The sequence below is a fragment of the Aeromonas rivuli genome, assembly GCF_000820045.1.
In the GTDB taxonomy this organism is placed as follows: Bacteria; Pseudomonadota; Gammaproteobacteria; order Enterobacterales; family Aeromonadaceae; genus Aeromonas; species Aeromonas rivuli.
In genome coordinates, this window is sequence record NZ_CDBJ01000100.1 from 187,259 (window position 1) to 206,145 (window position 18,887).

The window sequence follows — 18,887 nt, forward strand, 5'->3', positions numbered from 1 at the left end:
CCTTGCCGGCGCGAGCGCGTTAGATTCAGCCAAACTTTATACAATATACAATTTTGCAACCTGCCCCCATGACACAACCATGACGCCTATCTACAAGACCCGCACCCAGATGGTGATGGACAACCTCAGAGCCAGGATACTGCGCGGAGACTTCCCGGCCGGCGCCCCCTTGCGCCAGGACGCCATCGCCAAGGAGCTGGCGGTCAGCCGCATTCCGGTGCGGGAGGCCCTGATGCAGCTGGAGGCTCAGGGGCTGGTCAAGTTCGAACCCCATCGCGGCGCCGTGGTCACCCGACTCGATAGCGAGTCCGTGGCCGAGCTCTTTTATTTGCGAGCCCTGCTGGAAGCCGATACCCTGTTTCACGCCGTCGATCTGATGACGGAGGAGACCTTCGTCAACGCCCAGGCCATTCTCGATCAGTTCGATGCCGCACTCGAGTCAGGGACCCGGGTCGAGCATTGGGCCCAGCTCAATCACAGCTTCCATGCCACCCTCTATCAGGCCGCCAATCGCCCCCAGGCCATGGAGCTGATCGCCCAAATCAATCTGAGTTGCGACCGTTACGTGCGCTTCGAGCTGCTATTTGCCCAAGGTGGTGTAGACAAGGCGGAGCGCGAACATGCCGAACTGCTGGCCCTGTGCCGGGCGAGGCGAAAACACGAGGCTGCCGTGCTGCTCAAGCAGCATATACAGGCGGCAGGCCTGTCCATCGGACAGATCCTCAGCCACGGTCAGCCCGGCTGAACCGCTCATCGAACAACTATCTGGCAATTACGACATGAACCATTTCGAGATCATTGAAACCCGCGTCGCCCAAGTCAGGACCACCCTGGCCCAGCAGGAACTGGACGCGTTCATAGTGCCCCACGATGACGAACATCTGGGGGAGTACATTCCGGCCCACGCCGAGCGCCTGGACTGGCTGACCGGCTTCAATGGCTCGGCGGGTCTGGCCATCATCCTGGCCAAGCAGGCCGCGCTCTTCGTCGATGGTCGCTACACTGTCCAGGCCCGGATGCAGACCCCGGCCCACCTCTTCAGCTTCTTGCACCTCAATGAGGATCCCCATGTCAGCTGGTTGGCGGATCAGCTTGAGCCGGGCAACCGGGTCGGCTTCGATCCCCGTCTGCACAGCCTGACCTGGTACCAGCATGCCAATGCCCAACTGGGCGAGCGCGGCATCACCCTCGTCGCCATCACCGACAATCCCGTCGACCAGCACTGGCTGGACCGTCCTGCCCCCGGCAAGCACCCCGTCATGTTCTACAGCGAAGAGCTGGCCGGCCAATCCAGCCAGGCCAAGCGCGAGCTGCTGGCGAGCGACCTGCGCAAGCGTGGTCTGGACGCCGTGCTGCTGACCCAGGCCGAGCCCATCAACTGGCTGCTCAACCTGCGCGGTCGCGATGTCGAGCGTCTGCCCGTGGTACTGGGATTCGGTGTGCTCTATGCCAACGCCAGCATGGATTTCTTCGTCGATACCGACAAGCTCGACTGCATCGCCTTCAGCCAGCATGTGGGGCAGGATGTCTCCGTCTACCCCACCGACAAGTTGGGAGCCCTGCTCCAGCGCATCGGTGAAGATCAACAAAAAGTCCTGGCCGACCCCAACACCGCCAACGCCTGGGCCCAACTGACCATGGAAGAGGCGGGTGCCATCCTGGTCGCGGGTCAAGATCCCACCATGCTGCCCAAGGCCTGCAAGAACGAGACTGAGCTGACGGGCATGCGTGCCGCCCACCTGCGCGATGGCGTGGCCGTCACCCGTTTCCTCGCCTGGCTGGATCGCCTGATCGTCTCCGGTGAGTTCGACGGGGTCGATGAAGCCAGCCTGGCGGATCAGCTCGAAGGGTTTCGCAAGGAACAGCTGCACTATGTCGAACCCAGCTTCGACACCATTTCGGCGCTCGGTCCCAACGCCGCCATGTGCCACTACCGCCATACCAACGGGGTGCCGCGCGGCTTCGGTCAGGACGCCATCTATCTGGTCGACTCGGGGGCTCAATATCTGGACGGCACCACCGACATCACCCGCACCGTCAAGGTGGGTGAGGTGACCGAGGAGCACAAGGCCATGTTCACCCGCGTGCTGCAGGGTCATATCGCCCTGGATCAGGCTCGCTTCCCGCGCGGCACCTCGGGCATCCAACTCGACGTGCTGGCCCGCATGCCGCTCTGGCAGGCCGGGTATAACTACGACCATGGTACCGGCCACGGTGTGGGCCACTTCCTGAGCGTGCACGAAGGCCCCCAGCGCATCGCGCCCAAGGGCAGTCTGGTACCGCTGATGCCGGGCATGGTGCTCTCCAACGAGCCCGGCTACTACCGGGAAGATGCGTTCGGCATTCGCTGCGAGAACCTGGAGATCGTGATCGAACTGCCCCGTCAGGGTGAGCTCGACATGCTGGGCTTCGAGCGACTGACCTATGTGCCGTTCGACATTCGCCTGATCGATCGCAGCCTGCTCAGCCAGGATGAGTTCCGCTGGATAAACGAGTATCATGCCGAGGTTTATCGTCGCTTGAGCCCCTTGCTGGAAGGCGAGGATCTCGCCTGGCTGGAGCAGGCCACCGACCTCATCTGATTGCAGTCAGCCTCATAAAAGCAGGGCCTCATGGCCCTGTTTCGTTTCTTGCCCCCGGCAGCCACATAGACAACGCCACACTTACCGCCACCTCGCCACCGCTTGAATCCCCTCTCGACTAGGGCTACCCTTGCCGACCATTTCTCGCGCACTCGCCAACCAGCGGAGCCCCAGTGACCCCGACCCTCAGACTTGCCACCCCGGCCGACATGCATGCCATCTGGCAGATTGAATCCCAGGTATTCGGCGACGCCGTCTACCCCGACTTCTTCTTTCGCCAGGCCATGGATCTGTGGCCCGAACTGCTGCTGGTCGCCGAACGCGAGGGGCAGTTGCTCGGCTACGGCTTGGGGGGCGTGGGACAGCACAGAACCCAGGGCTGGCTGCTCTCCCTGGCGGTCCTGCCCCAGGCCCGCGGGCTCGGACTGGCCAAAGCCATCATCGACAGTCTGGAGCAAGCACTGCTGGCGCAAGGTTGCCTGCAGGTGCGACTGACCGTCGATCCGGCCAATCCGGCCAGGCGCCTCTATGAGCGGCTCGGCTATCGCGAGCTGGCGCTGGAGCCCGCCTACTTCGGACCGGGGGAGGATAGGTGCCTGCTCGAGCACCAGCTAGTCCCATCACCCTCCCCATAACAGGCAGTAGAGCGCGATCCGACAGAGGCTGACGGAGCTATGCCAAAACCCTGCCAAGACCTCGGAGTGAGCCAGCTTGGATACAACATACTTGGTTACACTTTGAGGGTGCCATCATGGTGAAGAGAGGGGTAGAGTGACCCAGGATGCCCAATTTGTAGTCAAATTCAGGAGAACCATTATGTTGCAACGACTGACCCTCATCGCCCTGCTGGCCACAGCCATCACCGGTTGTGCCAACAGCGATGTCTATTCTGGCGATGTCTACACCAAAGACAGGGCCAAGCAAGTGCAGACCGTCAACTACGGCACCATCGTCTCCACCCGTCCGGTCAAGATCCAGGCGGAGGAGAACTCCATCCTCGGCACCATAGGAGGCGGTGTGGTCGGCGGCCTGCTCGGCAGCACCATTGGGGGGGGCACCGGGCGTAGTATCGCTGCCGCAGGGGGGGCCATCGCGGGTGCCGCCGCGGGCAAGGCCGCCGGTGACAAGCTCAATCAGGTCGATGGTGTCGAGCTGGAGATCAAGCAAGATAACGGCGGCTCCATCGTCGTGGTGCAGAAGGCCGATCCCAGCTTCCAGCCTGGTGCCAAGGTGCGGCTGACCCAGGGCAACGGCAGCGTCAACGTGGCTGTGGTGCCCTGATGCAATCCGAGGAGCCGCCTGTGGCTCCAAAAGAAAAAGCCCTCGCATGCGAGGGCTTTTTTACGGGTCTGCGACCGCGCCTGAATTACTGGCGGATCAGCCGGTAGATGGCGTAACCGGGATGCTTGGCATCGTCCATCGCCAGGGTGGACTGGTACTCAAGATCCGCACCGGCCAGGGCCTTGGCCTCATCGCTCGGCGAGGAGTAGAGCCGCACGTCAACCCCCGCTGGTAACGCCTTCATGTGCCAGTTGTTGTTGGCTGCCGGGCTGAAGCCCGCCGGATTGGCAGCAGACTGGGACTTGAGGTACTGGGCGATGATCTCCCGCGTCTCGAAGGGATCTTCATGCACTATGTTGCTGCCATCGATCCCCGGGAAGTGACCGCCGCCGCTGGCGCGGTAGTTGTTGGTCACCACGTAGAACTTCTGGGCCGGATCCAACGGCTGGCCGTTGAAGGTGAGGCCGCTGATGCGCTGACCGTCACTCACCCTGGCGCCCTCCTTGCTGTAACGGGCCGGCTGGGTGATATCCACTTCGTAGTTCACACCATCGATCACGTCGAAGTTGTAGGTGGGGAAACTTTCGTTCACCAGCCACTGCACCCCGCTCTGGGCGGTGTCGATCCGGTTGAACTGGCCGGCACTCATCTCCAGCCACTCCTTGACCGTGGCCCCGTTCACCTCGACCACCTGCAGGGTGTTCGGGTAGATGTAGAGATCCGAGACGTTGCGCAGGGAGATGTCCCCCTGGGCCACATAGGTGAAGTCATTGATGCCGTTACGCCCGCCGCGGAAGGGGGCCGCCACCGACAGGATCGGGTAGGACTCCTTGAGCAGACCGTCTTGTTGCAACTGCTCGGCATGTTGGCGCTGGGCATCGCTCACCAGCTGCACCGAAGGATCGTCCTGCACCAGGGCGAAGAAGCTGTGAATGGGCGAGGTTATCTTGCCCAGCGGCTCGTCCAGCCACTGGTTGGTGGCATCGTGGTCTGTCTGCACCAGATCGACCACCCGCTGATCCACGGCGCTGTCTTCGCTGGAGTCAATCTTGCGTAGGCTGGCCTGGCTCTGCTTCACCTGCCACTTGCCGTTCACCTGCTCCAGCTTGAGATCGATGATGCCCAGATGATTGCCCCAATAGCCGGGCATCACGGTCGGGATGCCGCTCAGGGTACCGGCCTGGTTGTCCACCTCCGGCAAGTCCGGGAAGTCGCCCGGGAAGTTCTTGTGGGCATGACCCAGCATCAGGGCATCCACCCCCTTCACCTTGGCCAGATGCCAGGCGGAGTTCTCCATCATGGCCTCGTAGCTGCTGGCGTTGATACCGGTGTGGGCGACCACTACCACGATATCGGCGCCCTTGGCGCGCAGCTCGGGCACATAGTGGTTGGCGGTCTCGACCATGTCGGCCACCACCACCTTGCCTTCCAGATGACGCTTGTCCCACTGCAGCACCTGGGGTGGCGTCAGCCCGAGGATGCCGACCTTGATGGTCTGGGACTGACCCTTGTCATCGGTCACCTGGCGATCCAGCAGCAGATAAGGGGTGAACCTGTTGCCGCTCCAGTCGATCTGCCCCTTGGCATCGCGCTTGAAGGCACCCGCCTCGAACACGTTGGCGTTCACGTAAGGGAAGTTGGCCCCCGCCAACACCTTGCCGAGGTACTCCAGCCCGTAGTTGAACTCGTGGTTGCCGAGGTTGCCGGCGTCATAGCCGAGCTCGTTCATGACCTTGAACACCGGGTGGGCCTGTTTGTCGAGGTAACCGGCGCCGGACTGCTCGAAGATATAATCCGCCAGCGGCGTACCCTGGATCAGGTCACCGTTGTCGAGCAGCAGGCTGTTGGGGTTTTCGGCGCGGGCGGCGCGGATCAGCAGCGCGGTACGGGAGAGGCCGAACTTGCGGTCTTCCTTGTTCTGGTAGTAGTCATACCCCAGCACGTTGGAGTGGATGTCGGAGGTCTGGATCAGGCGCAGGGAGACGGCTCCCGGCTGCGCCTTGCTGTCATTTTCATTGCTGCAGGCAGACAACAGCACAATGGCTGCGATAGCGCCCAGCTTCGTGGCTTTATTCACTGTTTTTCCCTTTTATTATGAGTATTGCTTTACCAGCAACGGGAATTTAACAGACGAATATGTCAGCAGATGGAACCTGGACTCATTTTTATGAAGCTCGACACAAAAATAGCCTTATGAGGCCGTCAGTGCGCCAATCGCCAGCTGCAGTGCCAGGGCAATCATGATTAAACCCACAACAACATCAATAGCTTGCTGTACCTTTCCCCGGGCAAGCCAAGGGGAAAGTGCCGCCGCGCCAAAGGCCAGACCATAGAACCAGACCAGGGATGCCAGCATGGCGCCCGCGGCGAAGGCGGGCCGCAACGGCTCGGCAAACTGGCTGCCGAGGGAGCCGAGCAGCATCAGGGTATCCAGGTAGACATGGGGGTTGAGCAGGGTAACGCCCAGGGTCATGGCCAGCACGCTCCTGACCCCCATCAGTTGGGCCGAATCCGCCAGGGCCGCCCCCTGCCCGCGCCAGGCGCTGCGCAGGGAGCGCACACCAAACCAGCTCAGGAATAACACGCCGCCCCAGGTCAGCAGCGCCAGTCCGAGTGGATTGGCCGCCAGCAAGCTGGCGCCGCCGAATACGCCAATCCCGATCAGCACGAGATCGCACAGGCAGCAGAGGGTCGCCGTCAGCAGGTGGTGGTTGCGGTGAATGCCCCGGCTCAGCACAAAGGCATTCTGGGCTCCGATTGGGATTATCATGGCAAGGCCTAATACAAAGCCCTGCAAGCTGGTCGCCATCATGGGTTCAAGGTCTCTCAGTGAAGATGGCGGCAGTATGCGAGATGGGGTTATTTAAGAGAAATTCATTAAATTTCTCATTGATTCAAAAATTTAATAAAAGGGCTCCGACCTGAACGTGACGGCGATCGGCTTCTGGCTGTCAATTGCCAGATCTGACAATGGTCGAGGGCGAGATCCCTCCCGATAATGCAGGCCGCCTGGGCCCTATGGAAGAGAAAGAGATGAGCTCTGCTGAATGCGGGTTATTGCAGCTGACGCGGAAAATTGGTGACCACGACCTCTTCCAGATTGGGCACCAGTATGCCGCTGCTCATGCCCTTGGCGATGGCCTGATAGCGATTGATGGAACCCGTCTTGCGGGTCACCTGATTGAGATGGTAATTCACGGTTCGCTCGGTGATGCCGAGGATGCTGGCGATTTCACCGGACGTTTTACCCTCGCTGGCCCAGGAGAGGCACTCGGTCTCGCGCCCCGTCAACACCTCCTGCTGGGCCCCTGCCGGCAATCCGAGTCGCACGGTGCGCAGCGCCGCATCGAAAATGTAGGTCGACATCCAGGAGAGCACCGGGGAAGACTCCAACAACAGGTCACTGGAGGCTCGCTCCCGGGTGATGAAGGAGAGAATGCCGCTCTCACCAGTCGGGCCATGGAGCGGGAAAGAGATGCCGTTGCGCAGACCGAATTCGGCGGCCAGGCTCATCACATCCAGACTGCCCGCTTGCAGGAAGCTCGCCTTCTCGTCGAGCTGGTTCCAGTAGATAGGCAGAGTCTGATGGCGGGCGAGTTGGATGATGGGATCCCGAGCCAGCATATGGTGGGCCGTATAAGCCTGGATCCAGGAGTCGGGGCAGCGGTTGAACAGCACCACCTTGGGACGCTGCATCGACATCGGCAGGATCAGCGCGAAGCGATAATAGTCATACCCCATGCCGAGCGCGAAACGCCCAATCAGCTCAGACAGTTGATCTCCATCCATGACCCTGGTGAACAGTTCAAGGTATTCCAGCAGTTGAGCCTGTTTCATTTCAATCCCCTTCCCGAGTCCGTGAGTATAACGCCCTTCCTGGATATGGAGTGAGCAGAATGCGTGTTTTCAAGGGAAAACTGAGCAAACATCGAGATAAATCCGTAGAAAATTCCCTATATACCTTTAGAAACCGAGTTTTCAACGAAAGGCTTCAGTGGGATGTCGAATCCCATTCCGGCCTGGAGCGAGATAATTTCGATGGTCCTGACACTCACTGGGTTCTGATCGAAGATGAACAGGGTCTGTGCGGCTGCATCCGCCTGCTCAGCTGTGCCCAGGACTACATGCTGCCCACTATCTTCCCCGCCGCCCTCGCCGGTGAGGCCCCACCTCGTCATCAGGATGTCTGGGAGCTGACTCGGCTCGCCATCGATGCCAGCCGGGCGCCGCGACTCGACAATGGGGTGAGCGAACTCACCTGCGTCATCTTCCGTGAGGTGTATGCCTTCGCCCTCGCCCAGCAGATCCGTGAGCTGGTCGCCGTGGTCAGTCTGCCGGTGGAGCGCATCTTTCGTCGACTCGGCCTGCCGATTGAGCGGCTCGGCCACCGGCAAGCCGTTGATCTGGGTGCCGTGCGCGGCGTCGGCATCCGCTTCCTGCTCGACGAACGTTTCGCCGCTGCCGTCGCGCGTCCGCTACGCGGCCTCTATGCAGACCAGGGCACGGCGGCCCATTCCGACCCCATAAAAAATCCCGGGAAGATCCCGGGATAAAGCACTCACGCTAGGTCCGATCCCACCCCACGCAGAAGCGGACACAAAGGAGTATCTTCTTTTGGATCCCTGACAGCTACTGTCACTTTTAACAGTGTTAAATGCGGCCACCATGGGGCAGGGCCGAACACCACAGTCTGCTTGCCTCCCCCTCGATGCCGATAGTAGAGTGACTTCTGAATCGTCATATTGATAAGGGATATTGATGAAGGCTCTGGACTACAAGTTGCTGCTGGCCCTGGATGCCGTGATGCAGGAGCAGAACTTCGATCGTGCCGCCCAGCGCCTGCACATCACCCAATCCGCCATCTCCCAGCGCATCAAGCAGCTCGAACAGCAATTCGCCGAGCCTCTCATCATCCGCAGCCAGCCGCTACAGGCAACGCCACTGGGGCAGAAGCTGCTGGCTCACTACCGTCAGGTACGTCAGCTCGAACAGGAGCTCAGCAGCGAACTGACCCCCGCCAGCCCCCAGGCCCCGATCCGCATCAGCATAGCGGTCAATGCCGACAGCCTGGCCACCTGGTTTCTACCGGCCCTGGCCCCCCTGCTGGAGCAGTTTCCCATCGAGCTTAACCTGCTGGTCGATGATGAGAGCCGCACCCTGGACAAGGTACGCGAGGGCCAGGCATTCGGTGCCGTCAGCCTGCATCCGCAGCCACTGCCTGGCTGCAGCGTCGATGCGCTCGGCCAGATGTGTTACGTCCTGACAGCCAGCCCGGCCTTCATGGCTCGCCATTTTCCAGAAGGCCTCACCCCTCAAGCCCTGGCCAAGGCCCCCGGGGTCGCCTTCGATCCCCGGGATGACATGCACATCAGTTTCTTGCGCCGCGAGTTTGGCCTCGAACCCGGCGGCTATCCCTGCCACATAGTTCACTCCTCCGAGGCCTTCGTCGCCATGGCCGAGCAGGGGCTGGCCTACTGCCTCATCCCGGAGTTGCAGATCCGCGCCCAGCTCCAGTCAGGCCGCCTGCTGGATCTCTGCCCGGACCGTCACCTGATAGAGACCCTCTACTGGCACCGCTGGCTGCTGGAGCGAGGCCTGCACAAACAGATCTCCCAACGTCTGATAAGCCAGGGGCAGGCCGCCCTGAATTGAGCCCGGCCAACCCCTGACCAACCCGGGATCGGCCCAGTCACCTTGGCTTTGCGGGGTGAAAAACGTATAGTGCTGGGCGATTCTTCATCAGGTTTTCACTCAGGTTCCTCACATATGTTCCAAGACAATCCCTTGCTGGCCCAGCTCAAACAACAGATCCGCGAAAACATCCCCAAGAAAGAAGGGGTGATCCGCGCCTCCGATCGGGGATTTGGCTTCCTGGAGGTGGATGAGAAGACCAGCTACTTCGTGCCGCCCCCCTACATGAAGAAGGTGATGCACGGGGATCGCGTGAGTGCCCTGATCCGCACCGAAAAAGATAAGGAAGTGGCCGAGCCGGATGCCCTGCTGGAGCAGGCGGTGACCCGCTTCGTCGGCCGCGTCAAGATGTTCCGCGACCGCCTCAACGTGGTGGCAGATCACCCCCTTATCAAGGATGCCATCAAGGCTCGCACCAAGAAGGGACTGGACGAAAAATCCTTGAAGGAAGGGGACTGGGTGGTCGCCACCCTCAAGCGCCATGCCCTGGCCGACGGTAATTTCTCCGCCGAGATCACCGAGCTCATCGCCGACAAGGACGATCACAATGTGCCCTGGTGGGTGGTACTGGCCCGTCACAGCCTGGCCCAGATAGAACCGGCCGACCTGCCCGAGTGGAACGTCATTGAAGAGGAAGAGCTGCCGCGCACCGACCTGACTCAAGTGCCCTTCTTCACCATAGATGGCGCCAAGACCAAGGACATGGATGACGCCCTGGCCATCCGCAAACTGGACAACGGCTGGGAACTGCTGGTCGCCATCGCCGATCCGACCGCCTATGTGGCCGAAGGCAGCGAACTGGACAAGGAAGCCGCCCAGCGCGCCTTCACCGTCTATATGCCGGGCCGCAACGTGCCGATGATACCGCGCACCCTCTCCGATGAGCTCTGCTCCCTGAAAGAGGGCGAGGAGCGCAATACCCTGTGCGCCCGCCTGTTGATCGCCGAAGATGGCCTGCTGCTCGAAGAGACCGAGTTCTTCGCCGCTCGCATCAACTCCCATGCTCGCCTCAGCTACGACGACGTCTCCGATTGGGCCGAACATGGCAAGGAGCTGACCATAGACGCTGGCGTCATGGCCCAGTTGCCGCTGATGAAGGCCATGACCGAGGCGCGCATCGCCTGGCGTACCGAGCACGCCCTGGTGTTCCCGGACCGCCCCGACTACGACTTCGAACTGGGTGAAAACGGCGCCGTGCTGGCCATCCACGTCGAACCGCGCCGCATCGCCAACCGGATGATCGAAGAGTCGATGATCGCCGCCAACATCTGTGCCGGTCGCGTACTGGGCAAGCAGGTTGGCTACGGCATCTTCAACGTCCACACCGGTTTCGATGAGGAGTCACTCGATGGCGCCATGGAGCTGCTCAAGACAGCCGAGGCGCCGTTCGAGAAGGAAGATATCGCCAGCCTCACCGGTTTCTGCGCCCTGCGCCGCTGGATAGACAACCTCGATACCCGCTGGCTGGATGGCAAGATCCGCCGCTTCCAGAGCTACGCACTGATGTCCGCCGAGCCAGGTGCCCACTACGGCCTGGGGCTGGATGCCTATGCCACCTGGACCTCGCCCATTCGCAAGTACGGCGACATGGTCAACCACCGTCTGCTCAAGGCCGTGATCGCAGGCAAGACCCCGGGCCCGCGCCCCAGTCTGGAGCTGACCGAGCACCTGACCGCCTGCCGCCGTCTGCACCGCATGGTGGAGCGCGGTATCGGCGACTGGCTCTATGTCCGCTTCCTGCAGAGCGCCGCGGGTACCGAGCAGATCTTCAATGCCGAGATCATCGATGTGATGCGCGCCGGGCTCAAGTTGAGGTTGCAGGAGAATGGCGCCGTGGTCTTCATGCCCGCCCGCCATATCCTCGACAACAAGGAGAGGTTGGAGTGCAGTTGGGACAACAGCCGCGTCTACCTCGACAAGACAGAGGTGGTCTATGAGCTGGGCCAGGTCATCGAGGTCAAGCTGACCGAAGCAGTGGAAGAGACCCGCTCCCTCATTGCCAAGCCCGCCGTCGCGCTGGTGCCAGGCCCGGCCCCGGTGGCTGTGGTCACCGAGAGTACGGAAGCACCGGCAGAGACAGCCCCCAAGGCCGAATAAACGCGAAGCCAACAGCTCGATCCCCAAAGCCCGCAACCCTGCGGGCTTTTCTATGGCCGCGATAGACCCATCGCCGCGATGACGATGGCCTCAACGCTCGGCGGCCAGCTGATGAATGCGGCATCCAGGGCCAGTGGGGGCAACGCCCCTTGAGCCCATACTCGCTGACCGGGGCTGAACGCCTCACGCGAGATCCAAACAGTCCCCCAATGTGCGACGGGTTTGGCCGAACGCCAGCGTGAGAAACTGAAAGTGGGTTACAAAATAAGTGATTCATTGGTGATTAGCAGTTAATGCCGATCTATCCATCGGTGTGAACACGAGATAACGCACCGCACACACTGTCTCGATTGAATACAAATCATGGATATGTGACCAAAATCACATTGACATGAGGTTTGCGCAAACGAGATAAAGTGATGCAGGTCACATTAAAAAGCCACTCATGGCAGAAAAGATCGAAATGTAGCCAAGGTACAGCGAAGAGATGTGATCGACATCACTGCCATGGGAGGGGGGTAGACCAGGTATTTGAGAGGTGGGTCACAAGACACCCCGTTTTCAGCCCAATCAGATCATGAAGTGGTAGATTGAAGTTGCTTAGACGACAGGGATGAGGGTTCGGCAAAACCCGTTATCCCGACTACCACTTTTAATCACACTGGCTCAAAACGGGGTGCCGTCATGTTATCACCGGATACCAAAGTCAAGATACAGAATTTTGGACGCTTCCTGTCCAATATGGTCATGCCCAATATAGGGGCATTCATCGCCTGGGGCTTCATCACAGCCCTCTTCATTCCTACCGGCTGGCTGCCCAGTGAGACACTGGCCAAGCTGGTTGGTCCCATGATCACCTACCTGCTGCCACTGCTGATTGGCTATACCGGCGGCAAGCTGATTGGCGGTGAACGGGGCGGCGTAGTTGGCGCCATCACCACCATGGGTGTGATCGTGGGTACCGACATCCCCATGTTCATGGGTGCCATGATGGTCGGCCCGCTCGGTGGCTGGTCCATCAAGCGTTTCGACAAGGCAATGGAAGGTCGGGTCAAGAGCGGCTTCGAGATGTTGGTCAACAACTTCTCCGCAGGCATCATCGGCATGTTGCTCGCCATACTCGCCTTCTTCGTGATCGGCCCCTTCGTCAAGGTGCTCTCCGGCCTGCTGGCGGGTGGTGTGGGTTTCCTGGTGGAAAACCACATGTTGCCGCTCACCTCCATCTTCGTTGAACCGGCCAAGATCCTGTTCCTCAACAACGCCATCAACCACGGTATCTTCTCGCCGCTGGGCATTCAGCAGGCAACCGAGCATGGCCAGTCCATCTTCTTCCTGATCGAAGCGAACCCGGGCCCGGGCATGGGCGTGCTGCTGGCCTACATGGTGTTCGGTCGTGGCGCGGCCAAGCAGTCCGCTGCCGGTGCCTCCATCATTCACTTCTTCGGCGGCATCCACGAGATCTACTTCCCCTACGTGCTGATGAACCCGCGCCTCATCCTGGCGGTGATCGCCGGTGGCATGACCGGGGTATTCACCCTGACCCTGTTCAATGCGGGTCTGGTCTCCCCTGCCTCGCCGGGCTCCATCTTCGCCGTGCTCTTGATGACGCCGAAAGCCTCCCTGATCGGGGTCGCCCTCTCCATCATCAGCGCCACCCTGGTCTCCTTCCTGGTTGCCGCCGTCTTTGTCCGCGCCCAGCAGCCAGAAGCCGACGAGGCCGACGCCCTGGGTGAAGCCACCCGTAAAATGAAAGCCATGAAGGGCGGTAAAACCGACACCGTCGCCGCCAAGCACCCGAGTGGTGAGCTGCTGACCGTACGCAATATCGTGGTCGCCTGCGATGCGGGCATGGGATCCAGCGCCATGGGCGCCGGCATGCTGCGCAAGCGGGTCCAGGCCGCCGGCCTCGACATCAGTGTCACCAATCGCGCCATCGACCAGCTCGACGATCAGGTGGACTGGGTCATTACTCACCAGGACTTGACCGAGCGCGCTCGTCGCCACGCACCGAATGCTCGCCATATCTCCCTGACCAACTTCCTCGACAACGGCCTCTATCAGGCCATGGTGCAGGAGCTGAGCCAGGCCGCCAACGACGATGTGGCCCACCCCAAGTTGCTGGTTGCGGCCAACGACGACAACTATGAGCCGCAGGATGCCCAGGTGTTCACCCTGAGCCGCCAGGATATCCAGCTTGGTCTCATGGCCGACAGCAAAGAGGCTGCCATCAAGGCCGCCGGTGCCCTGCTGGCCGAGCGCGGCTATGTCGAGGCCAGCTATGTGGATGCCATGCTGGAGCGCGAGCAGCTGGTTTCCACCTATCTTGGCGAGTCCATCGCCGTGCCCCACGGCACCATAGCCGCCAAGGAGAAGGTGATCCGTACCGGTATCGTCATCTGCCAATACCCGGCTGGCGTCGCCTTCGGTGAAGCCGCGGACGAGGTGGCCCGCCTGGTGATTGGCATCGCCGCCCGCAACGATGAACACATTCAGGTGATAACCCGCCTGACCAATGCACTGGATGAGCCCGGTCTTATCGACCGCCTGGCCAGCACCCTGGATCCTCAGGAGTTCCTGGACCTGCTGGGTGGCGAACAAGCTGCCTGATCCCGCCCACATCATTGGTTTAAGAGGTTGATTTTATGAAAACATTACATTTTGGTGCCGGTAACATAGGCCGTGGCTTCATCGGAAAACTGCTGGCCGACGCCGACCATCAGGTCACCTTCGCCGACGTCAACGAGACCCTGATCGACCAGCTCAACCACCGCCAGGAGTACAAGGTGCATGTGGTGGGTGCGGATCAGAAGCTGGACACAGTGCGCAACGTCGCGGCGGTCAGCTCCTCAGGCCCGGAGGTGATCGCCCGTATCGTCACCGCCGACCTGGTCACCACCGCGGTGGGTCCCAACATACTGGACAAGATTGCCAGCACCCTGGCCAAGGGATTGGAGGCCCGCTTCGTGGCAGGCAATCTCAGCCCGCTCAACGTGATTGCCTGCGAGAACATGGTGCGCGGTACCACTCACCTCAAGCAGGAGGTACTCAAGTACCTGCCGGTCGAGTATCATGCCACCCTCGAATCCTGTGTCGGCTTCGTGGATTCGGCGGTGGATCGCATCGTGCCTCCCGCCGCCGCCAACGATGATCCGCTGGAAGTGACGGTGGAGAGCTTCAGCGAGTGGATCGTCGACCAGACCCAATTCAAGGGAGCACTGCCGCAGGTGGCGGGCATGGAGACCACGGACAACCTGATGGCCTTCGTCGAGCGTAAACTCTTTACCCTCAACACAGGTCACAGCATCACCGCCTACCTCGGCAAGCTGATGGGCTATCACACCATTCGCGAGGCCATCGAGGATCCGGTGATCCGCAGCAAGGTGCGCCGCGCCATGGAGGAGAGCGGGGCCGTGCTGGTGCAACGCTACGGCTTCGATCCGCGCCTGCACGCCGCCTATATCGAGAAGATACTGGCCCGCTTCGCCAACCCCTATCTGGTGGACGAGGTGGACAGGGTCGGCCGCCAGCCCCTGCGCAAGCTGGGAGAGCACGACAGACTGATCAAGCCCCTGCTCGGTACCCTGGAATACGGCCTTCCCAATGAGGGATTGCAGGAAGGGATTGCGGCGGCGCTGCGTTATCACAATGACGAAGACCCGCAAGCCGTCGAACTGCAGGCCGCCATTATCGCCGATGGCGTTGCCGCCACCCTGGCCAGGGTGTCGGGATTGGACCCGCAGAGCCCATTGATCGCCGCCATCACGGCCCGCTACCAGGCACTCTGACCGGACTCGCAGAGAGGGAATCCTCCCTCTCTGCTCATGACTAGCTGGACCCTATCGATTTATGACCACACACCAGGAAGATGAGGTACTGGAACGGCTCAACGAGCAGGATGGCCCGCGCGGCTTCTTTCTCGAGGTCGTCACCCTCCTGGAAGAAGCGGTGGACTCTCTGATGCGCCGAGCCTTCCGCCAGGAAGAGTATGCCGTCAAATACGCCATCGAACCCCTGCTCAACCAGAGTGGCCCTCTCGGCCAGATAGAGGTGCGCCTCAAGCTCATTTTTGCCCTCGGTCTGGTCTCCCTCGAACTTTATCAGGACATAGACGTCTACCTGAAGATCCGCGATTTTCTGGTACGCGACCCCAAGGATTACCGTTTTAGCGACAAACCCGTGCGCGATCTGCTCGATAGACTGCACGGCATCAACCGCGCAGGCCTCCACGAGTTGGAGCCTCCCGCCTCGGAAGAGGACTGGGCCTTCTATCAGATGCAGCTCGCCCGTCAGGATCAAATGGTGCGCTCCTCCCTGGTGCTGGCCGTCGCCCACTGCGTCGGCGAGCTCCACAAGGAGAGTCCGATCTAACCGCGTTGACATCCGCTCCCCATCCCCAGGACTCCCTCCTCTTATCACGGATCCAGTTGTCTCATTCGAGTTAGGGTGTCAGGCTGACATATAGTCATCTTGTCATTCCCTTTCTACTCCCTTTATATGAGGTAACCATGACCGCACTCTCGTTAGCGGGGATCGCGCTGATCTCCCTGCTTGCCCAGTGGCTGGCCTGGGCCCTGCGGGTCCCCGCCATACTGTTTCTGCTGCTGACCGGCCTGGTGCTTGGCCCTGTGACCGGCGTGCTCAACCCGGATCTGCTGCTCGGCGAGCTGCTATTTCCCCTGGTCTCCCTCTCGGTGGCCATCATTCTGTTCGAGGGAGCCCTGACCCTGCATCTGGCCGAGCTCAAGGGCATAGGCAAGGTGGTGCGCAATCTCTGCTCCATCGGCATGCTGACCAGTTTCGCGGTGATAGGGGCGGCCAGCTACTTCCTGCTCGGTCTGGACTGGCGCGTCGCCATGGTGCTCGGTGCCGTGCTGGTGGTGACGGGACCGACCGTGGTCGCGCCCATGCTGAACGTGATCCGCCCGGTCAAGGAGGTGGACAAGATCTTGCGTTGGGAGGGGATCGTCATCGATCCCATCGGTGCCCTGTTCGCGGTATTGATCTTCGAGGCTGTACTGCTCGGCAGCCAGGAGGAGATGGTGACCCATACCCTCTGGGCCCTGGCCAAGACCGTCGGCATAGGTTCCTTCATCGGGGTGGCGGCAGGCTGGATCACCACTCTCATCATCCGCAAGGACTGGCTGCCGGTCACGCTGCACAAGTTCGGAGTGCTGGCGCTGGTACTCGCCACCTTCACCCTGTCCGACTGGCTCAGTCATGAATCCGGCCTGCTGGCAGTGACGGTTTTTGGCATCTGGCTCGCCAACCAGGATGGTCTGGATCTGGAAGAGGTGCTGGCCTTCAAGGAGGATCTTGCCGTCATTCTGATCTCTACCCTGTTCATCCTGCTGGCCGCGCGCCTCGACCTGGCCCAGCTCTGGCAGCTCGGCCCCATGGTGCTGGTCTTGCTGTGCGTGGTGCAGTTCGTGGCCCGCCCGCTCTGTATCCTGGTCTCGACCCACAACTCGACCCTGCCCTGGCGAGCCCGCGCCCTGCTCAGCTGGATAGCGCCACGGGGCATCGTTGCCGCTGCGGTCAGCGCCTCTTTTGCCATCAGCCTCAGTGAAGCCGGGATCCCGGATGCGGGTAAGCTGGTACCTCTGGTATTCGCCGTCATCATCTCGACCGTGGTACTGCAGAGCCTCACCTCGGCGCCGCTGGCTGGCCTTCTCGGCATGCGCCAACCCACTCCCAACACCTGGCTGCTGATCGGCGCCAACTCGGTGGCGCGCGCCATCGGCAAGGCCCTGGCGGATCAGGGTGTGCCCGTCTATCTGTCGGATCCGGCCTGGGAGAACTGCAAGCTGGCCCGCATGAGCAACCTGCCCTGCTACTTCGGGAATCCCCAGTCCGAGCATGCTGAACTGCATCTGCCACTCACCAGCATCAGCACAGTGCTGGCGCTCTCCCCCAGCCGCCACAACAATGCCCTGGGGGTGCTGCATTTCTCCCACCAGTTTGGCGAGGAGACTATCTATTCACTGCGCTCGAGCGATCAACATGGCAAAGCCAACCGGGAGAGTGCCACCTTCCGGGCACGCCAGGTGCTGTTTGGCAGCGACGTCAACTTTGCCCGACTGAGCGGCATGTTGGCCCGGGGTGGCCAGATCAAGGCGACCCGACTCTCGGAGACCTTCGATTGGAGCGCGTACCAGACGGCCAACCCAGGCGCAGTCCCCATGTTCATTCTGGATGCCAAACAGCATCCGCGAGTGGTCATTGGCAACATAGCGCCCGTGCCGGGGGAGTTGGTCATTGCGCTGCAACCCCCCAAGGAAAATGGGGTGAAAAGCGAAGCCAATCCCGGCAGAGACTAGACTTGTCATGGTGGCGCGTCGCTCAGAAGGAGGTCGATATGACAGTCAGTGAACTACGCCAGCTTTATCGACAACAGGGCATACAGGAGGCAGAAATCGTACACGATGCCATGCTGCCTGGCTGGATTGTCGAGTTTCGCGGGGAGGGGGGACGCCTGTTCGAGTTGACCGACAGCTTCGGCCTGCCGCTCAGTTTCGGCACAGTGGACGAAGCGCGGGATCACATCCACAAGGTCGCCGACTGCCCGATCCAGGTCGAACATCTCTATCACTTCTTTGAGCGCTGAACCAAGGCACTCAGCCCCTCATGACCCAGACCCCGCCACGGCGGGGTCTTTTCGTCAGCCTCAGGGAGAAGAGGAGGTTGCAGATAATGGATAAGGGCTCTGCCCCTATTCCGGTTGGTCAGGCACTTGGGGATGAGGAGAGGACTCCAGTCTGCGTACCGGTCTTTGCAGGAACAGATTGGCCGGATAGGTGACCAGATCACCTTGATCATCGCGCACCTGCACATAGAAGAGTCCTATCTCCAGGATGACCCCCGTAACGGAATCATCCTTGTCGAGAATACGGATCCTGTCTCCGATCCGATATGGAAAGGCGAAGAAGATGGTGATGCTGGCGGTGATGTTGGAGAGGATCGACCACTGGGCCACCATGGCAACCCCGAGTACCGCGAAGAAGGAGGAAGCCAGTACCACCAACCGGGAAAAGTCGAGACCCCAGACCCCGGCCAGCACCAGCAGGGTGGCGCTGCCAAGCAGGAAGTGAAACACATGCTCAACGTAGCCGACCCGGCTCTCGCTCACCTGCTTGCTGCGCCCCAATACCAACAGGCTGCGCCTGATGATGCGCCGGATCAGGCCATGAGCCAGCAATACCAGCAGGGTCAGCCCAAAAGATTGCCAAAGGGTCATGG

At 60.9% G+C, this 18,887-nt stretch carries 16 protein-coding genes; 12 read left to right on the forward strand and 4 right to left on the reverse strand.

The features are described from left to right. Positions 1-79 precede the first annotated feature (79 nt). The 4 genes from BN1130_RS20640 to BN1130_RS20655 all read left to right on the forward strand — a co-directional run bounded on the left by BN1130_RS20640 (position 80) and on the right by BN1130_RS20655 (position 3,863). On the forward strand, positions 80-745 hold the full coding sequence (locus BN1130_RS20640) for a GntR family transcriptional regulator (protein WP_042044312.1): 666 nt from the start codon (positions 80-82) through the stop codon (positions 743-745). A gap of 34 nt (positions 746-779) precedes the next feature. Then, positions 780-2,582 carry an aminopeptidase P family protein gene (locus BN1130_RS20645; protein ID WP_042044313.1) on the forward strand — a complete coding sequence of 601 codons (1,803 nt, stop codon included), beginning with the start codon at positions 780-782 and terminating at the stop codon, positions 2,580-2,582. Positions 2,583-2,791: 209 nt separating this feature from the next. Next, positions 2,792-3,217 carry a GNAT family N-acetyltransferase gene (locus tag BN1130_RS20650; RefSeq protein ID WP_042044424.1) on the forward strand — a complete coding sequence of 142 codons (426 nt, stop codon included), beginning with the start codon at positions 2,792-2,794 and terminating at the stop codon, positions 3,215-3,217. A 181-nt stretch (positions 3,218-3,398) separates the two neighbouring features. Continuing rightward, positions 3,399-3,863: an outer membrane lipoprotein gene (locus tag BN1130_RS20655; protein ID WP_042044314.1), complete on the forward strand. Its 465-nt coding sequence runs from the start codon at positions 3,399-3,401 to the stop codon at positions 3,861-3,863. 85 nt (positions 3,864-3,948) lie between these two features. Here the strand turns inward: BN1130_RS20655 and BN1130_RS20660 are convergent, their stop codons facing one another. From BN1130_RS20660 to BN1130_RS20670, 3 genes are all read right to left on the reverse strand, one after another. Continuing rightward, positions 3,949-5,940: a bifunctional 2',3'-cyclic-nucleotide 2'-phosphodiesterase/3'-nucleotidase gene (locus tag BN1130_RS20660; protein WP_052448278.1), complete on the reverse strand. Its 1,992-nt coding sequence runs from the start codon at positions 5,938-5,940 to the stop codon at positions 3,949-3,951. 114 nt (positions 5,941-6,054) lie between these two features. Then, positions 6,055-6,675, reverse strand: a complete 621-nt coding sequence (gene lysE / locus BN1130_RS20665; RefSeq protein ID WP_042044315.1) for an L-lysine exporter — start codon at positions 6,673-6,675, stop codon at positions 6,055-6,057. A 242-nt stretch (positions 6,676-6,917) separates the two neighbouring features. After that, a complete protein-coding gene (locus tag BN1130_RS20670; RefSeq protein WP_042044316.1) occupies positions 6,918-7,700 on the reverse strand; it encodes a LuxR family transcriptional regulator in 783 nt (260 codons plus the stop codon). Positions 7,701-7,759: 59 nt separating this feature from the next. Between BN1130_RS20670 and BN1130_RS20675 the strand changes: the two genes are divergently transcribed. The 8 genes from BN1130_RS20675 to BN1130_RS20710 all read left to right on the forward strand — a co-directional run bounded on the left by BN1130_RS20675 (position 7,760) and on the right by BN1130_RS20710 (position 18,255). Then, complete coding sequence (locus BN1130_RS20675) at positions 7,760-8,416, forward strand: acyl-homoserine-lactone synthase (protein ID WP_042044317.1); 657 nt, start codon at positions 7,760-7,762, stop codon at positions 8,414-8,416. Positions 8,417-8,621: 205 nt separating this feature from the next. Next, entirely contained in the window at positions 8,622-9,515 is an 894-nt protein-coding gene (locus BN1130_RS20680) for a LysR family transcriptional regulator ArgP (protein WP_042044319.1), read from the forward strand. Between the two features lie 114 nt (positions 9,516-9,629). After that, positions 9,630-11,651 carry an exoribonuclease II gene (locus BN1130_RS20685; protein ID WP_042044320.1) on the forward strand — a complete coding sequence of 674 codons (2,022 nt, stop codon included), beginning with the start codon at positions 9,630-9,632 and terminating at the stop codon, positions 11,649-11,651. 684 nt (positions 11,652-12,335) lie between these two features. Continuing rightward, complete coding sequence (locus BN1130_RS20690; protein WP_042044321.1) at positions 12,336-14,258, forward strand: PTS mannitol transporter subunit IICBA; 1,923 nt, start codon at positions 12,336-12,338, stop codon at positions 14,256-14,258. A 35-nt stretch (positions 14,259-14,293) separates the two neighbouring features. Continuing rightward, complete coding sequence (locus BN1130_RS20695) at positions 14,294-15,436, forward strand: mannitol-1-phosphate 5-dehydrogenase (protein WP_042044323.1); 1,143 nt, start codon at positions 14,294-14,296, stop codon at positions 15,434-15,436. 61 nt (positions 15,437-15,497) lie between these two features. Then, positions 15,498-16,019: an MltR family transcriptional regulator gene (locus BN1130_RS20700; protein WP_042044324.1), complete on the forward strand. Its 522-nt coding sequence runs from the start codon at positions 15,498-15,500 to the stop codon at positions 16,017-16,019. 137 nt (positions 16,020-16,156) lie between these two features. After that, entirely contained in the window at positions 16,157-17,968 is a 1,812-nt protein-coding gene (locus tag BN1130_RS20705; RefSeq protein ID WP_042044325.1) for a cation:proton antiporter, read from the forward strand. A 38-nt stretch (positions 17,969-18,006) separates the two neighbouring features. After that, positions 18,007-18,255 carry a hypothetical protein gene (locus BN1130_RS20710; RefSeq protein ID WP_042044327.1) on the forward strand — a complete coding sequence of 83 codons (249 nt, stop codon included), beginning with the start codon at positions 18,007-18,009 and terminating at the stop codon, positions 18,253-18,255. A gap of 105 nt (positions 18,256-18,360) precedes the next feature. Here the strand turns inward: BN1130_RS20710 and BN1130_RS20715 are convergent, their stop codons facing one another. Next, complete coding sequence (locus tag BN1130_RS20715) at positions 18,361-18,885, reverse strand: mechanosensitive ion channel domain-containing protein (protein ID WP_042044328.1); 525 nt, start codon at positions 18,883-18,885, stop codon at positions 18,361-18,363. Between the last annotated feature and the right edge of the window lie 2 nt (positions 18,886-18,887).

Bases quoted from the DNA above. Each gene is read 5' to 3' on its own strand.
- BN1130_RS20640 (WP_042044312.1), top strand. From the start codon at position 80: ATGACGCCTATCTACAAGACCCGCACCCAGATGGTGATGGACAACCTC.
- BN1130_RS20645 (WP_042044313.1), top strand. From the start codon at position 780: ATGAACCATTTCGAGATCATTGAAACCCGCGTCGCCCAAGTCAGGACC.
- BN1130_RS20650 (WP_042044424.1), top strand. From the start codon at position 2,792: ATGCATGCCATCTGGCAGATTGAATCCCAGGTATTCGGCGACGCCGTC.
- BN1130_RS20655 (WP_042044314.1), top strand. From the start codon at position 3,399: ATGTTGCAACGACTGACCCTCATCGCCCTGCTGGCCACAGCCATCACC.
- lysE (WP_042044315.1), bottom strand. From the start codon at position 6,675: ATGATGGCGACCAGCTTGCAGGGCTTTGTATTAGGCCTTGCCATGATA.
- BN1130_RS20670 (WP_042044316.1), bottom strand. From the start codon at position 7,700: ATGAAACAGGCTCAACTGCTGGAATACCTTGAACTGTTCACCAGGGTC.
- BN1130_RS20675 (WP_042044317.1), top strand. From the start codon at position 7,760: ATGCGTGTTTTCAAGGGAAAACTGAGCAAACATCGAGATAAATCCGTA.
- BN1130_RS20680 (WP_042044319.1), top strand. From the start codon at position 8,622: ATGAAGGCTCTGGACTACAAGTTGCTGCTGGCCCTGGATGCCGTGATG.
- BN1130_RS20685 (WP_042044320.1), top strand. From the start codon at position 9,630: ATGTTCCAAGACAATCCCTTGCTGGCCCAGCTCAAACAACAGATCCGC.
- BN1130_RS20690 (WP_042044321.1), top strand. From the start codon at position 12,336: ATGTTATCACCGGATACCAAAGTCAAGATACAGAATTTTGGACGCTTC.
- BN1130_RS20695 (WP_042044323.1), top strand. From the start codon at position 14,294: ATGAAAACATTACATTTTGGTGCCGGTAACATAGGCCGTGGCTTCATC.
- BN1130_RS20700 (WP_042044324.1), top strand. From the start codon at position 15,498: ATGACCACACACCAGGAAGATGAGGTACTGGAACGGCTCAACGAGCAG.
- BN1130_RS20705 (WP_042044325.1), top strand. From the start codon at position 16,157: ATGACCGCACTCTCGTTAGCGGGGATCGCGCTGATCTCCCTGCTTGCC.
- BN1130_RS20710 (WP_042044327.1), top strand. From the start codon at position 18,007: ATGACAGTCAGTGAACTACGCCAGCTTTATCGACAACAGGGCATACAG.
- BN1130_RS20715 (WP_042044328.1), bottom strand. From the start codon at position 18,885: ATGACCCTTTGGCAATCTTTTGGGCTGACCCTGCTGGTATTGCTGGCT.